At 41.6% G+C, this 15,390-nt stretch carries 21 protein-coding genes; all 21 read right to left on the bottom strand.

From position 1 onward, the window contains the following. Nucleotides 1-10 precede the first annotated feature (10 nt). Nucleotides 11-1,210, bottom strand: coding sequence for a beta-ketoacyl-[acyl-carrier-protein] synthase family protein (locus HMPREF1320_RS00625; RefSeq protein WP_009417107.1), 1,200 nt, complete (start codon nt 1,208-1,210; stop codon nt 11-13). Nucleotides 1,211-1,212: 2 nt separating this feature from the next. Next, nucleotides 1,213-1,470 carry a phosphopantetheine-binding protein gene (locus tag HMPREF1320_RS00620; protein WP_002674344.1) on the bottom strand — a complete coding sequence of 86 codons (258 nt, stop codon included), beginning with the start codon at nt 1,468-1,470 and terminating at the stop codon, nt 1,213-1,215. A 139-nt stretch (nt 1,471-1,609) separates the two neighbouring features. Beyond that, nucleotides 1,610-2,344, bottom strand: coding sequence for a leucine-rich repeat domain-containing protein (locus HMPREF1320_RS00615; RefSeq protein WP_009417125.1), 735 nt, complete (start codon nt 2,342-2,344; stop codon nt 1,610-1,612). 89 nt (nt 2,345-2,433) lie between these two features. Continuing rightward, on the bottom strand, nt 2,434-2,724 hold the full coding sequence (locus tag HMPREF1320_RS00610) for a type II toxin-antitoxin system RelE/ParE family toxin (protein ID WP_034553730.1): 291 nt from the start codon (nt 2,722-2,724) through the stop codon (nt 2,434-2,436). Further along, complete coding sequence (locus tag HMPREF1320_RS00605) at nt 2,696-2,938, bottom strand: hypothetical protein (RefSeq protein ID WP_009417099.1); 243 nt, start codon at nt 2,936-2,938, stop codon at nt 2,696-2,698. The genes HMPREF1320_RS00610 and HMPREF1320_RS00605 overlap by 29 nt, the downstream gene beginning before the upstream one ends. A 91-nt stretch (nt 2,939-3,029) precedes the next feature. Beyond that, a complete protein-coding gene (locus HMPREF1320_RS00600) occupies nt 3,030-3,260 on the bottom strand; it encodes a hypothetical protein (protein WP_009417091.1) in 231 nt (76 codons plus the stop codon). Between the two features lie 122 nt (nt 3,261-3,382). Beyond that, on the bottom strand, nt 3,383-3,925 hold the full coding sequence (locus HMPREF1320_RS00595; RefSeq protein WP_009417120.1) for a hypothetical protein: 543 nt from the start codon (nt 3,923-3,925) through the stop codon (nt 3,383-3,385). A gap of 3 nt (nt 3,926-3,928) precedes the next feature. Continuing rightward, entirely contained in the window at nt 3,929-4,321 is a 393-nt protein-coding gene (locus HMPREF1320_RS00590; RefSeq protein WP_083835337.1) for a type II toxin-antitoxin system VapC family toxin, read from the bottom strand. Nucleotide 4,322: 1 nt separating this feature from the next. Next, nucleotides 4,323-4,526 carry a 3-phosphoshikimate 1-carboxyvinyltransferase gene (locus HMPREF1320_RS00585; protein ID WP_232207516.1) on the bottom strand — a complete coding sequence of 68 codons (204 nt, stop codon included), beginning with the start codon at nt 4,524-4,526 and terminating at the stop codon, nt 4,323-4,325. Nucleotides 4,527-4,614: 88 nt separating this feature from the next. Then, a complete protein-coding gene (locus HMPREF1320_RS00580; RefSeq protein WP_009417117.1) occupies nt 4,615-5,724 on the bottom strand; it encodes a beta-ketoacyl synthase N-terminal-like domain-containing protein in 1,110 nt (369 codons plus the stop codon). An 853-nt stretch (nt 5,725-6,577) separates the two neighbouring features. Continuing rightward, a complete protein-coding gene (locus HMPREF1320_RS00575) occupies nt 6,578-7,492 on the bottom strand; it encodes a ribonuclease Z (RefSeq protein ID WP_009417136.1) in 915 nt (304 codons plus the stop codon). Continuing rightward, nucleotides 7,483-7,800 (bottom strand): hypothetical protein, encoded by a 318-nt coding sequence (locus tag HMPREF1320_RS00570; protein WP_009417076.1) that lies wholly within the window; start codon nt 7,798-7,800, stop codon nt 7,483-7,485. The genes HMPREF1320_RS00575 and HMPREF1320_RS00570 overlap by 10 nt, the downstream gene beginning before the upstream one ends. A gap of 10 nt (nt 7,801-7,810) precedes the next feature. Next, complete coding sequence (locus HMPREF1320_RS00565) at nt 7,811-8,044, bottom strand: XRE family transcriptional regulator (RefSeq protein WP_009417114.1); 234 nt, start codon at nt 8,042-8,044, stop codon at nt 7,811-7,813. Nucleotides 8,045-8,048: 4 nt separating this feature from the next. Next, the gene (locus HMPREF1320_RS00560; protein ID WP_009410971.1) at nt 8,049-8,345 is read right to left on the bottom strand and encodes a type II toxin-antitoxin system HigB family toxin; all 297 of its coding nucleotides are present in this window, start codon (nt 8,343-8,345) and stop codon (nt 8,049-8,051) included. Between the two features lie 159 nt (nt 8,346-8,504). Continuing rightward, nucleotides 8,505-9,776 (bottom strand): serine--tRNA ligase, encoded by a 1,272-nt coding sequence (gene serS / locus HMPREF1320_RS00555; protein WP_009417130.1) that lies wholly within the window; start codon nt 9,774-9,776, stop codon nt 8,505-8,507. Nucleotides 9,777-9,898: 122 nt separating this feature from the next. After that, complete coding sequence (locus tag HMPREF1320_RS00550; protein WP_009412761.1) at nt 9,899-10,162, bottom strand: SemiSWEET family transporter; 264 nt, start codon at nt 10,160-10,162, stop codon at nt 9,899-9,901. A gap of 74 nt (nt 10,163-10,236) precedes the next feature. Beyond that, nucleotides 10,237-10,674 carry an RrF2 family transcriptional regulator gene (locus HMPREF1320_RS00545; RefSeq protein ID WP_009417128.1) on the bottom strand — a complete coding sequence of 146 codons (438 nt, stop codon included), beginning with the start codon at nt 10,672-10,674 and terminating at the stop codon, nt 10,237-10,239. A gap of 16 nt (nt 10,675-10,690) precedes the next feature. Then, nucleotides 10,691-11,836 carry an acyl-CoA dehydrogenase family protein gene (locus HMPREF1320_RS00540; protein WP_034553726.1) on the bottom strand — a complete coding sequence of 382 codons (1,146 nt, stop codon included), beginning with the start codon at nt 11,834-11,836 and terminating at the stop codon, nt 10,691-10,693. Nucleotides 11,837-12,304: 468 nt separating this feature from the next. Beyond that, nucleotides 12,305-13,138 (bottom strand): helix-hairpin-helix domain-containing protein, encoded by an 834-nt coding sequence (locus HMPREF1320_RS00535; RefSeq protein WP_009417070.1) that lies wholly within the window; start codon nt 13,136-13,138, stop codon nt 12,305-12,307. 27 nt (nt 13,139-13,165) lie between these two features. After that, a complete protein-coding gene (gene rlmB, locus HMPREF1320_RS00530) occupies nt 13,166-13,900 on the bottom strand; it encodes a 23S rRNA (guanosine(2251)-2'-O)-methyltransferase RlmB (protein WP_009417123.1) in 735 nt (244 codons plus the stop codon). A 314-nt stretch (nt 13,901-14,214) separates the two neighbouring features. Beyond that, nucleotides 14,215-15,249 (bottom strand): Acg family FMN-binding oxidoreductase, encoded by a 1,035-nt coding sequence (locus HMPREF1320_RS00525; protein ID WP_034553723.1) that lies wholly within the window; start codon nt 15,247-15,249, stop codon nt 14,215-14,217. Nucleotides 15,250-15,390: the final 141 nt, after the last annotated feature.

Raw genomic sequence — 15,390 nt, 5'->3', positions numbered from 1 at the left:
CCCCTAATCCCTATCCTCTATTTCCTAAAATTAAAGTAGAGCAATTGCCTCCAAAGCCAAAGGAGTTAGAAAGCACGTGCTGTATAGGTTTGTATTTCAGTTCAGTTTGTGGGCGGATAGGCACTTCTTCCATTGGAGTGCTGAAGTTGAGGTTAGGGAATACTACCCCGTGTTGTAAGGCTAATACACTAAATACCGCTTCTACTGCCGAAGCTACTGCCAAAGTATGCCCCGTAAAGGCTTTGGTAGAACTAAAATCGGGGACGTGCTCGCCAAAGATACGCATTAAGGCGCGACTTTCGGAGAGATCGTTGTTTACGGTAGCTGTGCCGTGTGCATTGATATAATCGATATCTGCGGGGGTTAATCCTGCTACTTGTAGGGCTTTTTGCATTGCTAAAAACGCACCTTCACCATCGGCGGAGGAGGCTGTTTGGTGATAAGCATCATTGGCATTGCCCCACCCTTTGATTTCTGCTAATATAGTAGCCCCGCGTTGTAGGGCATTTTCTTCAGTTTCTAATACCAAAAAAGCACCTGCTTCCCCTAAGTTTAATCCCTTGCGATGTTGGTCGAAAGGAGTGCAGTCGGTATCCGAGAGAATCATCAAAGTGTTAAAGCCGTTGATAGTGAATTTAGAGAGGGCATCAGCGCCACCGGCAATGAGGCAATTAGCTCTGCCAGTGCGTAGCAGGTTGATAGCCGTTATTATAGCATTTGCGGAAGAAGAGCAGGCAGTACTCACGCTGGTTACAACGCCTTTTATGCCTACATAATCGGCGATTTGGTGAGTTACCTCGCCTATGTTGTGAGTAGTGATATAGCGTCGCAGGGGTTCGTCATCGCCATAGCGGAAAAAATAGTTTTCGGTCATATCCATACCCCCCACCGTGGAAGCCATAATGAGTCCGCAGTGAGTGAGGGCTGAAGAGGTAAGACCGGCATTGGCAATGGCTTCCTGCAAGGCGATAATCCCCAAGAGAGAGGTGCGTGAATAGGCGTTCACTTCGGGTAATCGCAAAGCAGTAACAAACTCAGTGTTCGTGCGTTTGATTTCGCCTACCTTGATGTGGTCGGCGTGAATGGTTTCTACATTTTCAATCCTGCTGATACCTGCTTGGCGATGGGTAAGGGCATAAAAATGCTCTCCGACAGTGTTACCTATCGAAGAGTTGATACCCATTCCCGTAATGACTACTTTTTTCGGCATCGCTATTTGGTGCGGTGAGCGGTGATGTAATCAGCCATTGTTTTCACCGATTGGAAGATTTCTTTTCCTTTTTTAGGGTCGTCTAAGCGGATACCGTAATTCTTGTCGAGTAGTACGATAAGTTCGAGAGCATCGATAGAGTCGAGGGCTAAGCCAGTGCCAAAAAGGGGCTCGTTTTCATCAATATCCTCGGGGGTTACTTCTTCTAAGTTGAGTACTTCAATAATCTTGTTCTTGAGTTCTAAAATAAGTGCGTCCATTATAAAAAGTTATTATCAGGGGGCAAAGATAGTGAAGAATTAGCAAATTAGCAAATTTCGGAAATTAGCCGATTGAGCGACAAAAAAAGTAGAGACAAATCACTCATCTCTACTTTAAAGTTTGTTCTAAAAAACTATTTTAGGGTTCTTCAGAAATCTCATTGTCGTAGTGATTCTGGAAATTTAATTCAGTATCACTTTTATAAACACTGAGTCTTCCTTTAGGCACATAGATATGTGCTATTTTGTTGGTTACATTATTGAAGATAGGGAAACTTGTTCGTGGTGGATTAGCTCCTTTAAAAGTAGCCGAAGTGAGTTTACTACAAGAATAGAAAGCACAAACTCCTATGTTTTGTATATTTTTAGGAAAAGTAACCGAAACGATTGCATCGTTATAACGAAAAGCATCTCTACCAATAGCTTGTAGACTTTCAGGGAATTTGAGAGTTGGAATCTGACACGAACTGAAAGCGTTCTCATCAATAGTAATAAGTCCTTCTGAAAACTGAACAGTAGTAAGAAGAGATCCCATAAATGCTCCTTTTCCTATCACTTGTACTCCCGCAGGAATGGTGATACTATTGATTTTAGTCGCATAAAAAGCCTCTTTGCCAATATTTGTTAAACCATTAGGTAAAGTGATAGTGCCTAACTTTTTATGAGCATAAAAAGCTTTTTCACCAATAATTTTTACCTTGCTAAGGGTGCCATCGGCTTGCATATCAAGAACGGAAGTATTCTCATTTTTCCACTTCACTAAAGTAAGTCCGTCTGCACTCAGTTCATAATCAGAAGCTGGAATTGAGTCGTCGCTATCTTTTTTACAAGCAAAAAGAGCAAAAACTGAAAAGAGTAATAAAAATTTTTTCATTGAATGTAATTTTTTAAGTTTTTACGGTGCAAATGTATAAAATTAATCTCAACTAACAAGGGTTTAAAGGCTGGTTTTCAGTTTAGAGATTACAAGGGTTTTTGAGAGCTGCTGCGGAAGTGCAAAATATAGATTGTATCGTTTTCCTCATCTACTTGGTAATACAAAATAAATCTACTTTTAAAGAAAACTCTTTTATAAGCATCTATAGGTTCTACATAATTAGCTAAAAAATAAGGAGATGTAGTAATTTCTTTTACTAATTTAAGCGTCTCTACATCAATCTTTTTAGAATAAGAATCCGACATATTATGAATTGTCCAATACATCAGAGTCTGTTTAAATTCAATTTTAGCTTCTTCTGTCCAAAAAACTTTCATAATATGCTCTTGCTTCATTAAAAACCTCCTCATTACTGTGCACTCTCCCGTGTTTGATATCTTCGCGTGCACGCTCTATACTGCGGATATCTTCTTCCGTAATTTCAAAGGAATCTTCAGGTTCAGCAACCTCTATTCCCATATCAGCCAAAGCTTTTACTGCTAATTGGTACTGCTGAAAATCTAATTGATTTTTTAATATTATGGTATTCATTATTTTTTACTTTTAAAGTTATACAACGGCAAAGGTAGTGAAGAATTAGCAAATGAGCAAATTTGAAAATTAGCAAATTGTGCAATGAAGGTTATAAAGCATTTGTAATTCTGTTCTCTATGCTTTTAGCTAAAGAAACTATGGTTTCATCATAGTTTTGAGGCGTTTTTAAAATCTCGTTTAAATGATGCTTTATCTTCATTAATATTTCTGTTTCTATAGCACTATATCTTATACTATCGGATAATTGTGTTGCTATTTCAGTATGTCCTTTCTGCTTTAAAATGTTGATAAGATGGTCAGTCTCTTTGTATAAATCCATAAATTCTTTATAAACGTGATGAAAAATAACTGATTGTTGTTGTAAATAACTTAACCAAAGTTAAAATTTAGGCTAAGTTTGTGATGCTACACATTTTTTAATCTGCTAATTAGCTAATTTTACTAATCTATTAAAGTTGCTATGGCTCTATAATCGCCCTCTAAGAACTCTACCCACGCCATTAGTACACTTTCGGCTTTGCCTTGCGCTAAAAGCGAGTTGCTGTATTGCTCTAAAAAGGGTTGCGCCTCCTCGTAACTATCGAATACAAAAAAACTGTTCTCGGTTTTCAGCTGGTGGCGTATGCTTATCTCGCCTAAACAGATGTTGGGTAAGGTGTAAACAAACACAGCGGGACTGGGGTAATATTCGTGTGGGTTCGCGATAGTAGCTTGATGTTTAAGGTCGGTATCAAGACTGGCAGAACGATTGGCGAATACAAGGGCAACGCTATTTTTCTCCGACTGCGAAAACGGACGCAAGAGGACTTCGGCTGCTAAAAAAGCGAGCTTGCTGAGGTTATCCATTTTGAAGAACTTGGGATAATCCATTTGCAGGGCTTTGAGGGCTTTTTTTGAGAAATCGACGAAAGAAGTACTTTTATCGGAGAAAAGCACAGAGTCGTTGAGGGTTATGGTATTATTTTCTATCGTACAAGTTTTCATATTTTAAGTGATACTATATAAGGGAGCTCCTATGAGTTCAAAATCTTTCTTATTCAAGGTATAGATACTCATATCATAATAAATAGCAGTAGCTCCTATCAATGTGTCGGCAACTTTTGAATGAGGTTTTTGGAAAACAAGTTTCATTGCGACGTTACAAATATCATCGTTGATATTAATTACTGGAATGCTATTTATTACTGTTTTTAGCTTCATTCGCTTAGCCCTTTCGATACCTTCATAGAAAGCGAGCCAATTCATCAATTCAATATAAATAACAGGAGTAATGCATATATTTTGTATGCCTATAATTTCATCAATGGTTATCGTTATTTCTCCACTACTATTAAGAATGTAACGGCTTATTACATTCGTATCGCAAATTACCTTTTTCATTTTATCGGATAGGGTCACAAGGAGCAATTAACCCTTTTTTATAAAGGTCGGCTCCCACTTTTTGGGCTTCTTTTATAAGAGTAGTTAGGTTTTCTTCTTGATGTGAGTCTTCTTTTTCTTCTTTTATAAGAGCAAAACCTATTTTTTTATTACCTACATCTAAGGTAGTTTGCTTTTTTTTCTTTTCTAAAACATCTGTACCCATAATATTCATAATTTTCTGCAAAGATATAAATAATTTGCCAATATACTAACGTGATTTGTAAACATTTCTTATGATATTTTGGAAATATCTAATTGTTAATCACTTTTATTGCTAATGCTGTGTTGCTTCCGCCGAAACCTGAGGCGGTTTTTAGGAGGTGTTTTACTTCTGTATGTTGGGTTTGTTTTAGTACATTGATGGGCTGTGAAACGCCTAAGGTTTCATAATTTAGGCTCTTTAAGAGAATTTTATGGCGAGCAAATTCGATGGTGAGTACGGTTTCGAGCAAACCTGAAGTGCCTAAGGTATGACCGAAATAACCTTTATAGCTGTTTAGCGGAGGTGACAAGAGTCCGGCACGCATAAAGGCATTGCTCTCCATCTCGTCGTTATAAAGGGTGCCGGTGCCGTGAGCGTTGATGAGGTCTATCTGTTCAGGGCGTAACTTTGCCTCATCGAGAGCGTTTAGGACGCTTAAATAGAGCCCTTCGCCTGTACGTGAAGGTCCTGAAATATGGTTGGCATCGTTGATAGAACTGCTACCCAAAAGTTGTGCTTTAGCACCTGTTGCCTCACGGGTTACATAAGCCACCGCGGTAGCCTCGCCTAAGGTAATACCATCGCGTTGAGCATCATAAGGTCTGCAAGGTTGTGCACTCATCGCTTGAAAGGATTGAAAGCCCGAAAGCACAAATTCGCTTATTTCATCGCCTGCTAATACTATGGCATTATCGCAAGCATCGGCTTTTAGGAGTCTATCGGCTACCGAGAGTGCCATTGCTCCTGAGACACAAGCGTTGGAAACGACTATGGGAGTAGTGGTTACCCCTATGGCATTAGCCATTTTTTGAGCCAAAGTTGAAAGCAGAGGAACGCTATCGCCATTGGCAAGCTCTGAAATATTGCCTTTGGTAGAGGAAAGGATAAGAGCGGTTCGAGGGGTGATTCTGATTTTATGGAAAATAGGTGCTATTGCCAAGAGCAGAAGCTTTTCTAAGCGTGAAAAGTCATTGCGTTCTACCACCTGCTGAAATCGGTTTTCGATAGCTCCGTCGCCAATCTTAGAAAGGCAAACATCGGTGAGCTGTCCGTACATAGGATAACGGGCAATAGCTGAGCGTTCGCGCAGTAACAAACGGGCGGTGGTAGGGAGGTCGAAGCCTAAAGGGGTTACTATATTATAATGCTGGATATACATTTTTGGTGGCAGGAGCCTTACAAACTTTTGATATAAAGTGCAAAGATACGACGTAATTAGCAAATTAGCAAGTCGTAGCACGATAAGGGTTAAAAATTAGAGAATTAGGAAATTAGAAAATGAGAAAATGGGGTGTGAGGTTGAGTTAGAGGAATGAGGCTGTGCCTCAGAAATCAAACAAAATTTAAACAAAATCAAGGCTACGCCTTGTGAGGTAACTTTTTAGAACATCAACTTTGGCAAATTTTGAAACTTTGGCAAAGTGTGCACCTCAAAAACGATAGGTTGGGGTTATTAGGAGGATTCGGAAGATATCGGAGAAGAACGGAAGAGAGCTGAGAGAAGTTTTGGCGAAAAAAGGGTGTAAGGAGGGTGGGGGTAGCTTATAGAGAGCTTATAGGAAGCTTATACGAATCTTGGACGATTGGTATAGAAAGGATATATAAGTGATTGACTCATAATATAATACAGAGATACAAAAAACGGTAAAAACAGGGTTTCGAGGCGAAAGAAAAGGAATCCTCACCCCGTTCACATACTCTCCTATTCGGAGACTTCTCCCAAGGAGAGGGGGTGTAGTGACGAGTAGAGAGCGACGGAAAAGGGGGAATGTGGAGACGGAAAAAGGGAAGAAAAATTAGAGAATTAGCAAATTTGGAAATGAGAAAATGGGGTGGTGTGAGGTCTTAGGTAATAGGTAATAGGGGATAACATCCCCCTTTACACATACCCAGCTGTCACTGGCTACCTTCGAAGGAGGAATTGTAGCGACGGGAAGGGGGAATGTGGTGACGGGAAAAGTGTCGAGGACTTTCCAAAATAATGGGGGTGTAGTGATGTTTTCTTCTGTTTGTCAATTATCGAAAATGAACTTTTTGCCATCTTCGGCTAAAAAGACGTTCTTAAAGACTTCTTGTGCTTCCTGCTTGAAGAGATTGACATCGGGATAGCGAGAGGAGTAGTGCCCCAGAATGAGGGCATCGGCGTGGGCATTCTTAGCTGTAAGTCCTGCTTGGTAGGCGGTGGAGTGCATTGTTTTAACGGCAAGTTCTTCGTTTATCTTTAAAAAGGTAGATTCGTGATACACGACTCTTGCTCCTTGTATTTCGGTAGCCAAAACTTCGAAATAAAGAGTATCGCTACAATAGGCATAGCTTTGCGGGCGGTGAGGGTCGAAGGTGAGCTCGGTATTGGCAATAGTTTTGCCGTTTTCTAATGTTATATCTTTGCCGTTTTTGATATTCTGATAGTCGCACGTTTGTATCTCGGGATACTCAGCTATTGCGTCGATATTTAGGCGACGTTCGCCTTCTTTTTCTTGGAATAGGAAGCCATTGGTATAGACGCGGTGTTGCAACGGAATGGTGCGCACGAGTACTTTGTCGTCTTCGTATAAAAGTTCAGAGGTTTTGGAAGATAGCTCGTGAAAATGCAAGGGGAAAGGGGTATAAGCGCCGCCGAGTTTGAGGATGAGCAAGACGGCTTCTTTGATGCCCTTAGGACCGTAGATGTGCATTTCGGCTTCGCGACCGAGGAGTTGGAAAGTAGAGATGAGTCCGAAGAGTCCGTAGAAATGGTCGCCGTGGAGGTGAGAGATGAAGATGTGCTTGATGCGGGAGAACTTAGCATTGGCATTGCGGAGGGCGATTTGGGTAGCCTCTCCACAATCGATGAGGAACAGATGACCGCGCATTTCGAGCAGTTGTGCCGAAGGACGGGCGTTGGAGCGAGGGGTCGCACTGTGACAACCTAAGATAGTTACTTCCATAAGTCGCGTTCTATTTCGTCGAGTTCAATAAGGTCGTACGCCTCTTGGAGAGTAGGAGCGATATGCAGGGTGAGTTCAAAATCTTCGAGTGCTAAGGCACGTTGTACCACCACCACTGATTTGTGATGTTGCTGATTGTGCTGCTGGGCAAAGACGACGAGCGGTTTAAGGTCTTTCTTTAACCAGTGTTCCTCTTCGGGGAGAGTAATGATGATGTGCTGTTTTTTAAGGGTTCCGTTGGTATTAAAATCGGCTACCCAAGAGGGAAGTTGCGTTTTAGTGAGGGTAATTACAGTAGTTTCTTTCATTGAGTGATATTTAGATTGTTAGATTATCATAACTTTCTTCTACTTTTTCAGATTTAGGAATAAAAGCAGTTTTGTGTATGTTTCCTATAGGGTAATGTATTTCCTCATAGGCTTCAACAAGGTCAGTGAGAATCATCAACTCTATGTAATCGGGGTCATTTTCGTGAGTATCATCATTTACAACCTGCAAGAGCTCGTCGATACGTTTCATTATAGCGTTGTATTGTAGTTCATTTTTTATCATAATGTTATACTTTATTTATTTTTTCGATTTTATCATATTCTTTATGAGTGCCTATAAAACGGATATATACTATTTTGGGGACAAAAAGAATAAGAACAACCAATCTAAAGTGGTTTCCTTTGATATTGAAAACAAATCTGCCATTTCCTACAGCATCTACACTGTTAAAGTCATTTTTAATATCTGCAAAACAAGACCATTCTGCGGAGATAGCTTTTTTATACCAGTCTTCTAAAGGGATTTTTGCTCCAGGATGCAATGTATAAAAATCAACTATAGCTTTCTTAGCGATGATTCTCATTTTAATCGGTTGTAAATTTAAGGCAAAGTTATGAATAATATTTAAAATACAAAATAATCTTTTCAAATAAATAATCTAGAAGGTCGTAGCACGTATAGGTAATAAAAAACTTTGCCAAAATTTGAAACTTTGGCAAAGTTGTATAATATGTAGTTCGCACTAATTAATAATATCGAAGCCTGTGTATTTTCTGAGGACTTCGGGTACTACAATACCATTGGGGGTTTGATAGTTTTCTAAAATGCCAGCTAATACGCGCGGGAGAGCAAGAGAACTACCGTTGAGGGTATGTGCTAAGCGGTTTTTACCGTCGGCGTCCTTGAAACGCAATTTAAGACGGTTTGCTTGGAAGGTTTCGAAGTTAGACACTGAGCTTATCTCTAACCACTTTTCTTGAGCAGTGGAATATACCTCGAAATCGTAAGTAATTGCTGAGGTAAAGCCTAAATCGCCACCACAAAGGCGCAAGATATGGTAAGGGAGTTTCAACTCATTGAGAATCCCTTTTACGTGTTCTATCATTCCTTCGAGTGCTTTATAAGAGCGGTCGGGGTGTTCAATGCGTACAATCTCCACCTTGTCGAACTGATGCAAGCGGTTGAGTCCGCGTACGTGAGCGCCATAGCTACCGGCTTCACGACGGAAGCAAGGTGTATAGGCGGTACAGCAGATAGGCAAATCGCTTTCGTTGAGCAAGGTGTCGCGGAAAATATTAGTCACAGGCACCTCAGCGGTAGGGATAAGGTAGAGGTTATCTACCCCTACGTGGTACATCTGTCCTTCTTTATCGGGCAACTGACCGGTGCCATAGCCTGAGGCTTCGTTTACTACGTGAGGCACTTGGTATTCGTTATAGCCTGCCTCGGTGTTTTTGTCGAGGAAGTAGGTAATGAGAGCGCGTTGCAGTTTTGCTCCTTTGCCTTTGTACACAGGGAAGCCTGCACCGGTGAGCTTTACGCCTAACTCGAAATCGATGAGGTCGTACTTCTTGGCGAGTTCCCAGTGAGGAAGAGCGTCTTTACCTAAATCAGGAATAGTACCCGCCTCGAATACCACTACATTGTCGGCTTCGGAAGTACCTTCGGGCACCAACTCATTAGGGATATTAGGCACGCGGTAGAGCAAATCGTTAAGCTCCTCTACGGTAGTGTTGAGGGTATCGGTAAGGGTTTTGATATCTTCTTTAAGGGTAGCGGTTTGCTCTTTAAGGGTATTAGCTTTGTCGGTTTCACCTGCTTTGAAGAGGTTGCCTATTTCCTTAGAAAGGTTGTTGGATTTCGCCAGTGTTTCATCTAATGAAAGCTGAGTGCTACGGCGTTTTTCGTCTAAGGCGATAATATCGTCTATGAGAGACAACTCTTTAAAGTTGCGCTTTTTAAGACCGATGAGCACGCGGTCTTTTTCTTCTCTAATAGTGTTTAGTTGTAACATATCTTTTCAATTGACAATTGACAATTAAGAATTAACAAGGGAGGAGAGTGTAGTATTTTCAACTTTGCCAAAGTTTCGAGCCACACGGGCAAGAAACTTTGGTAAAGTGTGTGACAACCTAATTACAAAGCAGTTGCAAAGGCAAATAAACCAAAGACAATACCTGGTAAGTTCGCTAATAATATAGGATAGTCTCTTTTGGGTTTTTTGAAAAAGCCATATATCACCCATAACGAGCAGTTAATTGCTGCTACCAAAGGCTGTATAGGATTCCCCTTGTGTCCTGCAAGGTTATCACTGATTTGTGGTATGTATGACACATACATACTAATAGAGGCAGCCATTGCTACCCAACCTAAAATGTTAAAGAGTTTTCCGTTCTCCATATATAATTATTTTTTAAGTTTATATACTACGATAAATTTGTAAATAGATAATTGCTCGTGCAACTAGCACTTAATTACTCCGTAGGTGATAAGAAAGCAGTTTTATCAGCAATTTTTTGAGCAAAGGAGGCTATGGAGTTCTCGCTAAGTTCTCGCATAAAATTATCTCTGAAAGGCTGTACGGAAGCGTGTAACGGACAGGGTTTCTCTGATGAACACTCTTTGAAGCCCATCGCACAAGCGATAAACTTATCGGCTTCACCTATTTGCTCTACAACGGTCATTAAAGGAGCTTGTTTTTCCTTATCGGAGAGCCAAAAGCCTCCCCCAGGTCCTTTGTTGGAGCTAATTACCTTTTTGCGGGCTAAAGTTTGCAATATTTTTGCCAAAAAGGGCGTAGGAATATGTAGCGCTTCTGCCACGTCTTTGGGCGCTATTCTATGGCTTGCCGACGAGTGTATGGCAAGGTATATTACTGCATTGATGGCATACTTGCTGGAATTGGATAACATATTCGTTCGTTTTTAATTATGAGTTCTTATCTATTTGTCGACTGATGACTAATTTCTGTATTTCGGTTGTTCCCTCGCCTATGGTACACAATTTGGAGTCACGGAAGAATTTTTCGACCGGAAAATCTTTCGTATAACCATAACCGCCGTGAATTTGAATGGCTTCGGTAGCTACACGCACACATACTTCGGAGGCGTACATCTTTGCCATTGCCCCCGATAGCGTTACACGCTGACCGTCGTTCTTTTGGAAAGCCGATTTGTGCAAGAGCAGTTCGGAAGCTTCTATTTCGGTAGCCATATCGGCGAGTTTGAAACCAACGGCTTGTAGGTCGATGAGGCGTTTACCGAATTGCATACGTTCTTTGGCGTATTTGAGGGAGGCTTCGTAAGCGCCTTTGGCAATACCCAAAGAAAGAGCACCGATAGAAATACGTCCGCCGTCTAATATCTTCATTGCTTGAATAAAGCCGTCGCCTACTTCACCCAAACGATTGGCATCGGGAATACGACAATCTTGAAATATCATTTCGGCGGTTTCGCTGGCGCGCATACCGAGTTTGTTTTCTTTTTTACCACTGCTAAAACCCTTCGTACCACGTTCCACTACAAAGGCTGTGATGGCGTGTTTGTTACCCTTCTCGCCGGTACGAGCAATGACTACGGCTATCTGTCCTGTTTTGCCGTGAGTAATAAAGTTTTTAGTACCGTTCAGTATCCACTCGTCGCCGTCTTTTACAGCGGTAGTAGCCATACCTCCGGAATCAGAACCGGTATTGTGTTCGGTAATGCCCCAAGCACCTATCCATTCACCTGAAGCCAATTTGGGCAACCAGCGTTGTTTTTGCTGTTCGCTACCAAAGCTAAGGATATGATTGGTACAAAGAGAGTTGTGAGCTGCTATTGAGAGCCCTATAGAAGGGTCGACTTTTGAGATTTCTTCGACAATCGCGATATAATCGTGGTAGTCGAGACCTGAGCCACCGTAGGCTTCGGGTACTAAAACGCCCATAAAGCCAAGTTCGCCTGCTTTGCGGAATACCTCCACAGGAAATTCCTGACTTTCGTCCCATTCCATCACGTGTGGACGGATATATTTTTCGGCAAACTCTTTAGCCGCATCGGCTACCATTCGTTGTGTTTCAGAATAGTTAAAATTCATTCGTTATATGCTTATTCTAATACCAAGGGGCAAAGATATAAAATAATTACGAATTACGAATTACGAATTACGTTTTTTTTAATCAGAGGGTGAAAAGAAGAGTGTTAATTGTCAGAGAAGTGTTATTCAATAAAAATGGTGTATAGTGGCAATAAGATTGAAGAAAAAATGTTAAAGTTTGTTATATGGCAGATTTTTTTTCAGTATTAAACAAAGAAAATACTTTTAGGTATTTTATAGTATAAAACATATTAATCAGCTGTAAAACAAATAAATAAGTGTTTTACGTTTTCTGAAGAACAAGCGAACCTACACCGAAGGTAAAGCGAAGCTAAGACGAACCTAAGACGAAGGAAAGACGAAGGAAGAGCGTTAGTTAGTTGAATTTCAGTTGGTAGAAAGAGGGAGTTTACTTATTGAAAAAAAAGTGTTAAAGAAGAACGAATTTCTTTTTAATTATCTTGAAGGCTACTGTTCGATATAGAGATACAACTGCAATCGGGCGATACGTTGTTTATCAAAACCCTCTATTTGCAAAAGGTCATCAAAGGATTTGAGCGTACCGAGCTCAGAACGCAAGCCTACTATCTTCTTGCCTTCTCCGTATTTCACATAAGGAATTTTGCTGAGTTCGTACATATTGAGAGTATTGATGTCCTTCTTCTCTATCACGGGTGTTGTTTGTACCTCAAAGCGCTCGGCTACTCGTTCGTACACTTCCTTTTCGAGTCCGTAGACTTCTGCCACTTGGCTGATATAGGTAAAGCCGTGCAACTTGTTGCGGTATTTCAAGATGCGATTAGAAAAGCCTTCGCCTATACCGTAGATTTTCATCAGTTCTTCGGCAGTTGCGGTGTTGATATCTTGTTTTGGGTAGTGTTTTTGGGTGTATTTTTCATAGACATAAGAAGAAGTTTTGCGGTTTTTCACCCATTCGGGGAATTTGAAAGAAGGGGCTATTTTGTGCAGAAGACTGTCAGGCACACCGGTTACTTGTTGGAACTCTTCGGCAGAATTGACATACTTATTCTGTGCGCGAAAAGCTTGCAAGCGGTCGATTTGCTCTGGAGAAAGTCCGAGTTTGAAGCCTTTGTAGTCTGTAATAAAATTGGGATTGAAGGGGTAAATGGTATCTTTTTTAGGCAAGGAAACAAGAGTTCTTAACGAGTCCATCTCCCGTTGAAGTAGAGTAGTTTCAGTAGGGGCGAAAGTGCGGTTAAAGCTGAGATTACGAAAGGCGAATTGTAGTGCTATGATGAGCAATAGCAAAAAAAGGACACCTCGGGTTTGTTGGCGGTTCATCGGTTTTAGGAGATAGGGGTTGGAGAATTAGAGTCGTTGTTTGAGAGCTTCGTACAAGAAAACAGCACAAGCTACCGAAACGTTTAGCGAGCTAATATCGCCTACCATTGGCAATTTGGCTTTGCTATCTACTACTTTGAGTACTGCTGGCGATACCCCGACGTCTTCCGCCCCCATCACAATAGCAGTAGGTACCGTAAAGTCTTCGGCGTATAGCAATTGACTAGTCTTCTCGGTCGCTGCCACTGCCCTAATGCCACTGCCTTGCAGGTAGTAGACCGCATCTACAAGGTTTTCGACCTTGCAGATAGGCACGCGAAACACAGCCCCAGCCGAGGTTTTGACAGTATCGGCGGTGATACTCACACTGCCACGCTTAGGAATGATAATACCTGAGACGCCTGTACACTCTGCCGTGCGGATAATTGCCCCAAAGTTGCGCACATCAGAAAGGTGGTCTAACACGAGGAAAAGTGGTGTGGCTCCGCTTTCGGTAACCGAAATCACCAAATCCTCAAAATTGTGATAATCTACGGGGGAAAGGTTCGCCACTACTCCTTGGTGGTTTTTCTTGGTAAGGCGGTTCAGCTTCTCAACGGGCACATACTGCACAGGCACTTGGGCTTCTTGCAATAAGGGCATTAGCTCTTTATACAAGCCACCTTGTAAGCCTTTTTGCAAAAAGACTTTATCAATAGTTTTGCCTGCTTTGAGAGCTTCTATCAGGGCACGAATGCCGTATATTTGGGATTCTTGTTGCATTTTTCAAGATGAGGCTTGCGCCTCAGAAATTTTACGAATCTTTTTCAAATCAAACAAAGGATGATTGAGGGGACAAAGGTAGTGTATAATTAGCAAATGAGCAAATTTGGTAATTAGCAAATTGGTAGCGTACCAAAGTTGATATCACAAAAACGATGGAGAGGTTTATAACCATTTGATTATAAACCTCCCCTTATTCACATACTCAACTGCACCAGCTCGCTGACTTCCTCAAAGAGGGGAATTGTAGTGACTAAAAGTGACAACCAAGCTTTTTATGATACCTTATAGAGTGCTTCTACGCATTGACTAATTTACTCATTTTTAAATTTGCTAACTTCTTTGATATCTTTTCTCTTGGAATAAGCTACGGGCTTCGCATAACCGATGCGCAAGAGGATTTGTGGATAGGCTTTTGCAATGGCCAAATCGGCTTGCAGTTGCGCACGGAGTTCGGGCACTTCACACGGTTGATTGAGGTAAGCATTGGCGATGCCTGCTTCGGTGAGGACGAGCAAAAAGCGTTCTAATAAACGACCTGTGTTTATCCAAGTGCGGATATCGTCTTTCTCAGAAGTGATAAGCACTATATCGGAGGAAGATTGTATCTTCTTCAAGTCGGTTTTGTTTTGCTTATCGGCTTTTAGTGATGCCTTTACAATGGGCTCGGTTACCCAACGAGGGAGATTAGGAGCGCCGAGCACTGCGTAACTGAGTCCGTCGTGAGTGCTTTCAGAATGCTTTTTGTTGAAGCGTATCCACGAGAGGAGTTCGTTTTTGAAAGCGGGGTCAGCCATTTGCACAGCATTGCCTTGCATTACTGCTTCGGTGAGTGTTGCAAAAAGCGGAGAACCATTGGCGAATGTGTAGAGCTTTGCCCCCGTATCGTCCATAGCTTTGCTTACTAAACTTTCGAGCAAAGGAGCGTCGATGCGCTTGCCGTCGTATACCGAGCGGTTGGTTTGGCGTTTAGGAATGACAGCTGCTAAGGAACTGGGTGTTACATCTTCTCGTTTTTGCAAAAGCACGGTGATGACGCCTTCGCTGGTGAGTTGTACCTGGGTGTGATAGTGCAATTCGGTGGCTTTTAGGCAGAGGTTTTCCAGAGCACAGCCCAAGCTCATAAACAGTTCGCGGTGTTTGCCGTCTACGGCAGGGAGCGCTTTGGTAAAATCGGGCGTAATAATGATGCGGTTGTTCTCAACAGTGAAGAACCAAGGTTGAGAATTGTGACCTGAAGGGGCTTGTGTAGCCGCAGTGACCAATGTGAGGAGGTCAGGATTTTGACCGTTGGACTTTAAGGCAGTCAACGTCATAAGAAGTGTGATACTAAACATTTTTAAGTTCATTTTTAAGTTGTTTTTGTTTTACAGTGCAAAGTAACGGTGAAAAAGCGATGAAAAAATGAACTTGGGTTAAGAAATGCGTGAATGGCAATTAGAGAATTAGAAAATGAGGTGCGAGCCGCACAGGCAAAAACTTTGGCAAAG

This window comes from Capnocytophaga sp. oral taxon 335 str. F0486, assembly GCF_000277665.1.
Lineage (GTDB): Bacteria > Bacteroidota > Bacteroidia > Flavobacteriales > Flavobacteriaceae > Capnocytophaga > Capnocytophaga ochracea.
Note: the sequence above shows the minus strand (reverse complement) of the source record. Positions and strands in the feature narration are given on the sequence as shown.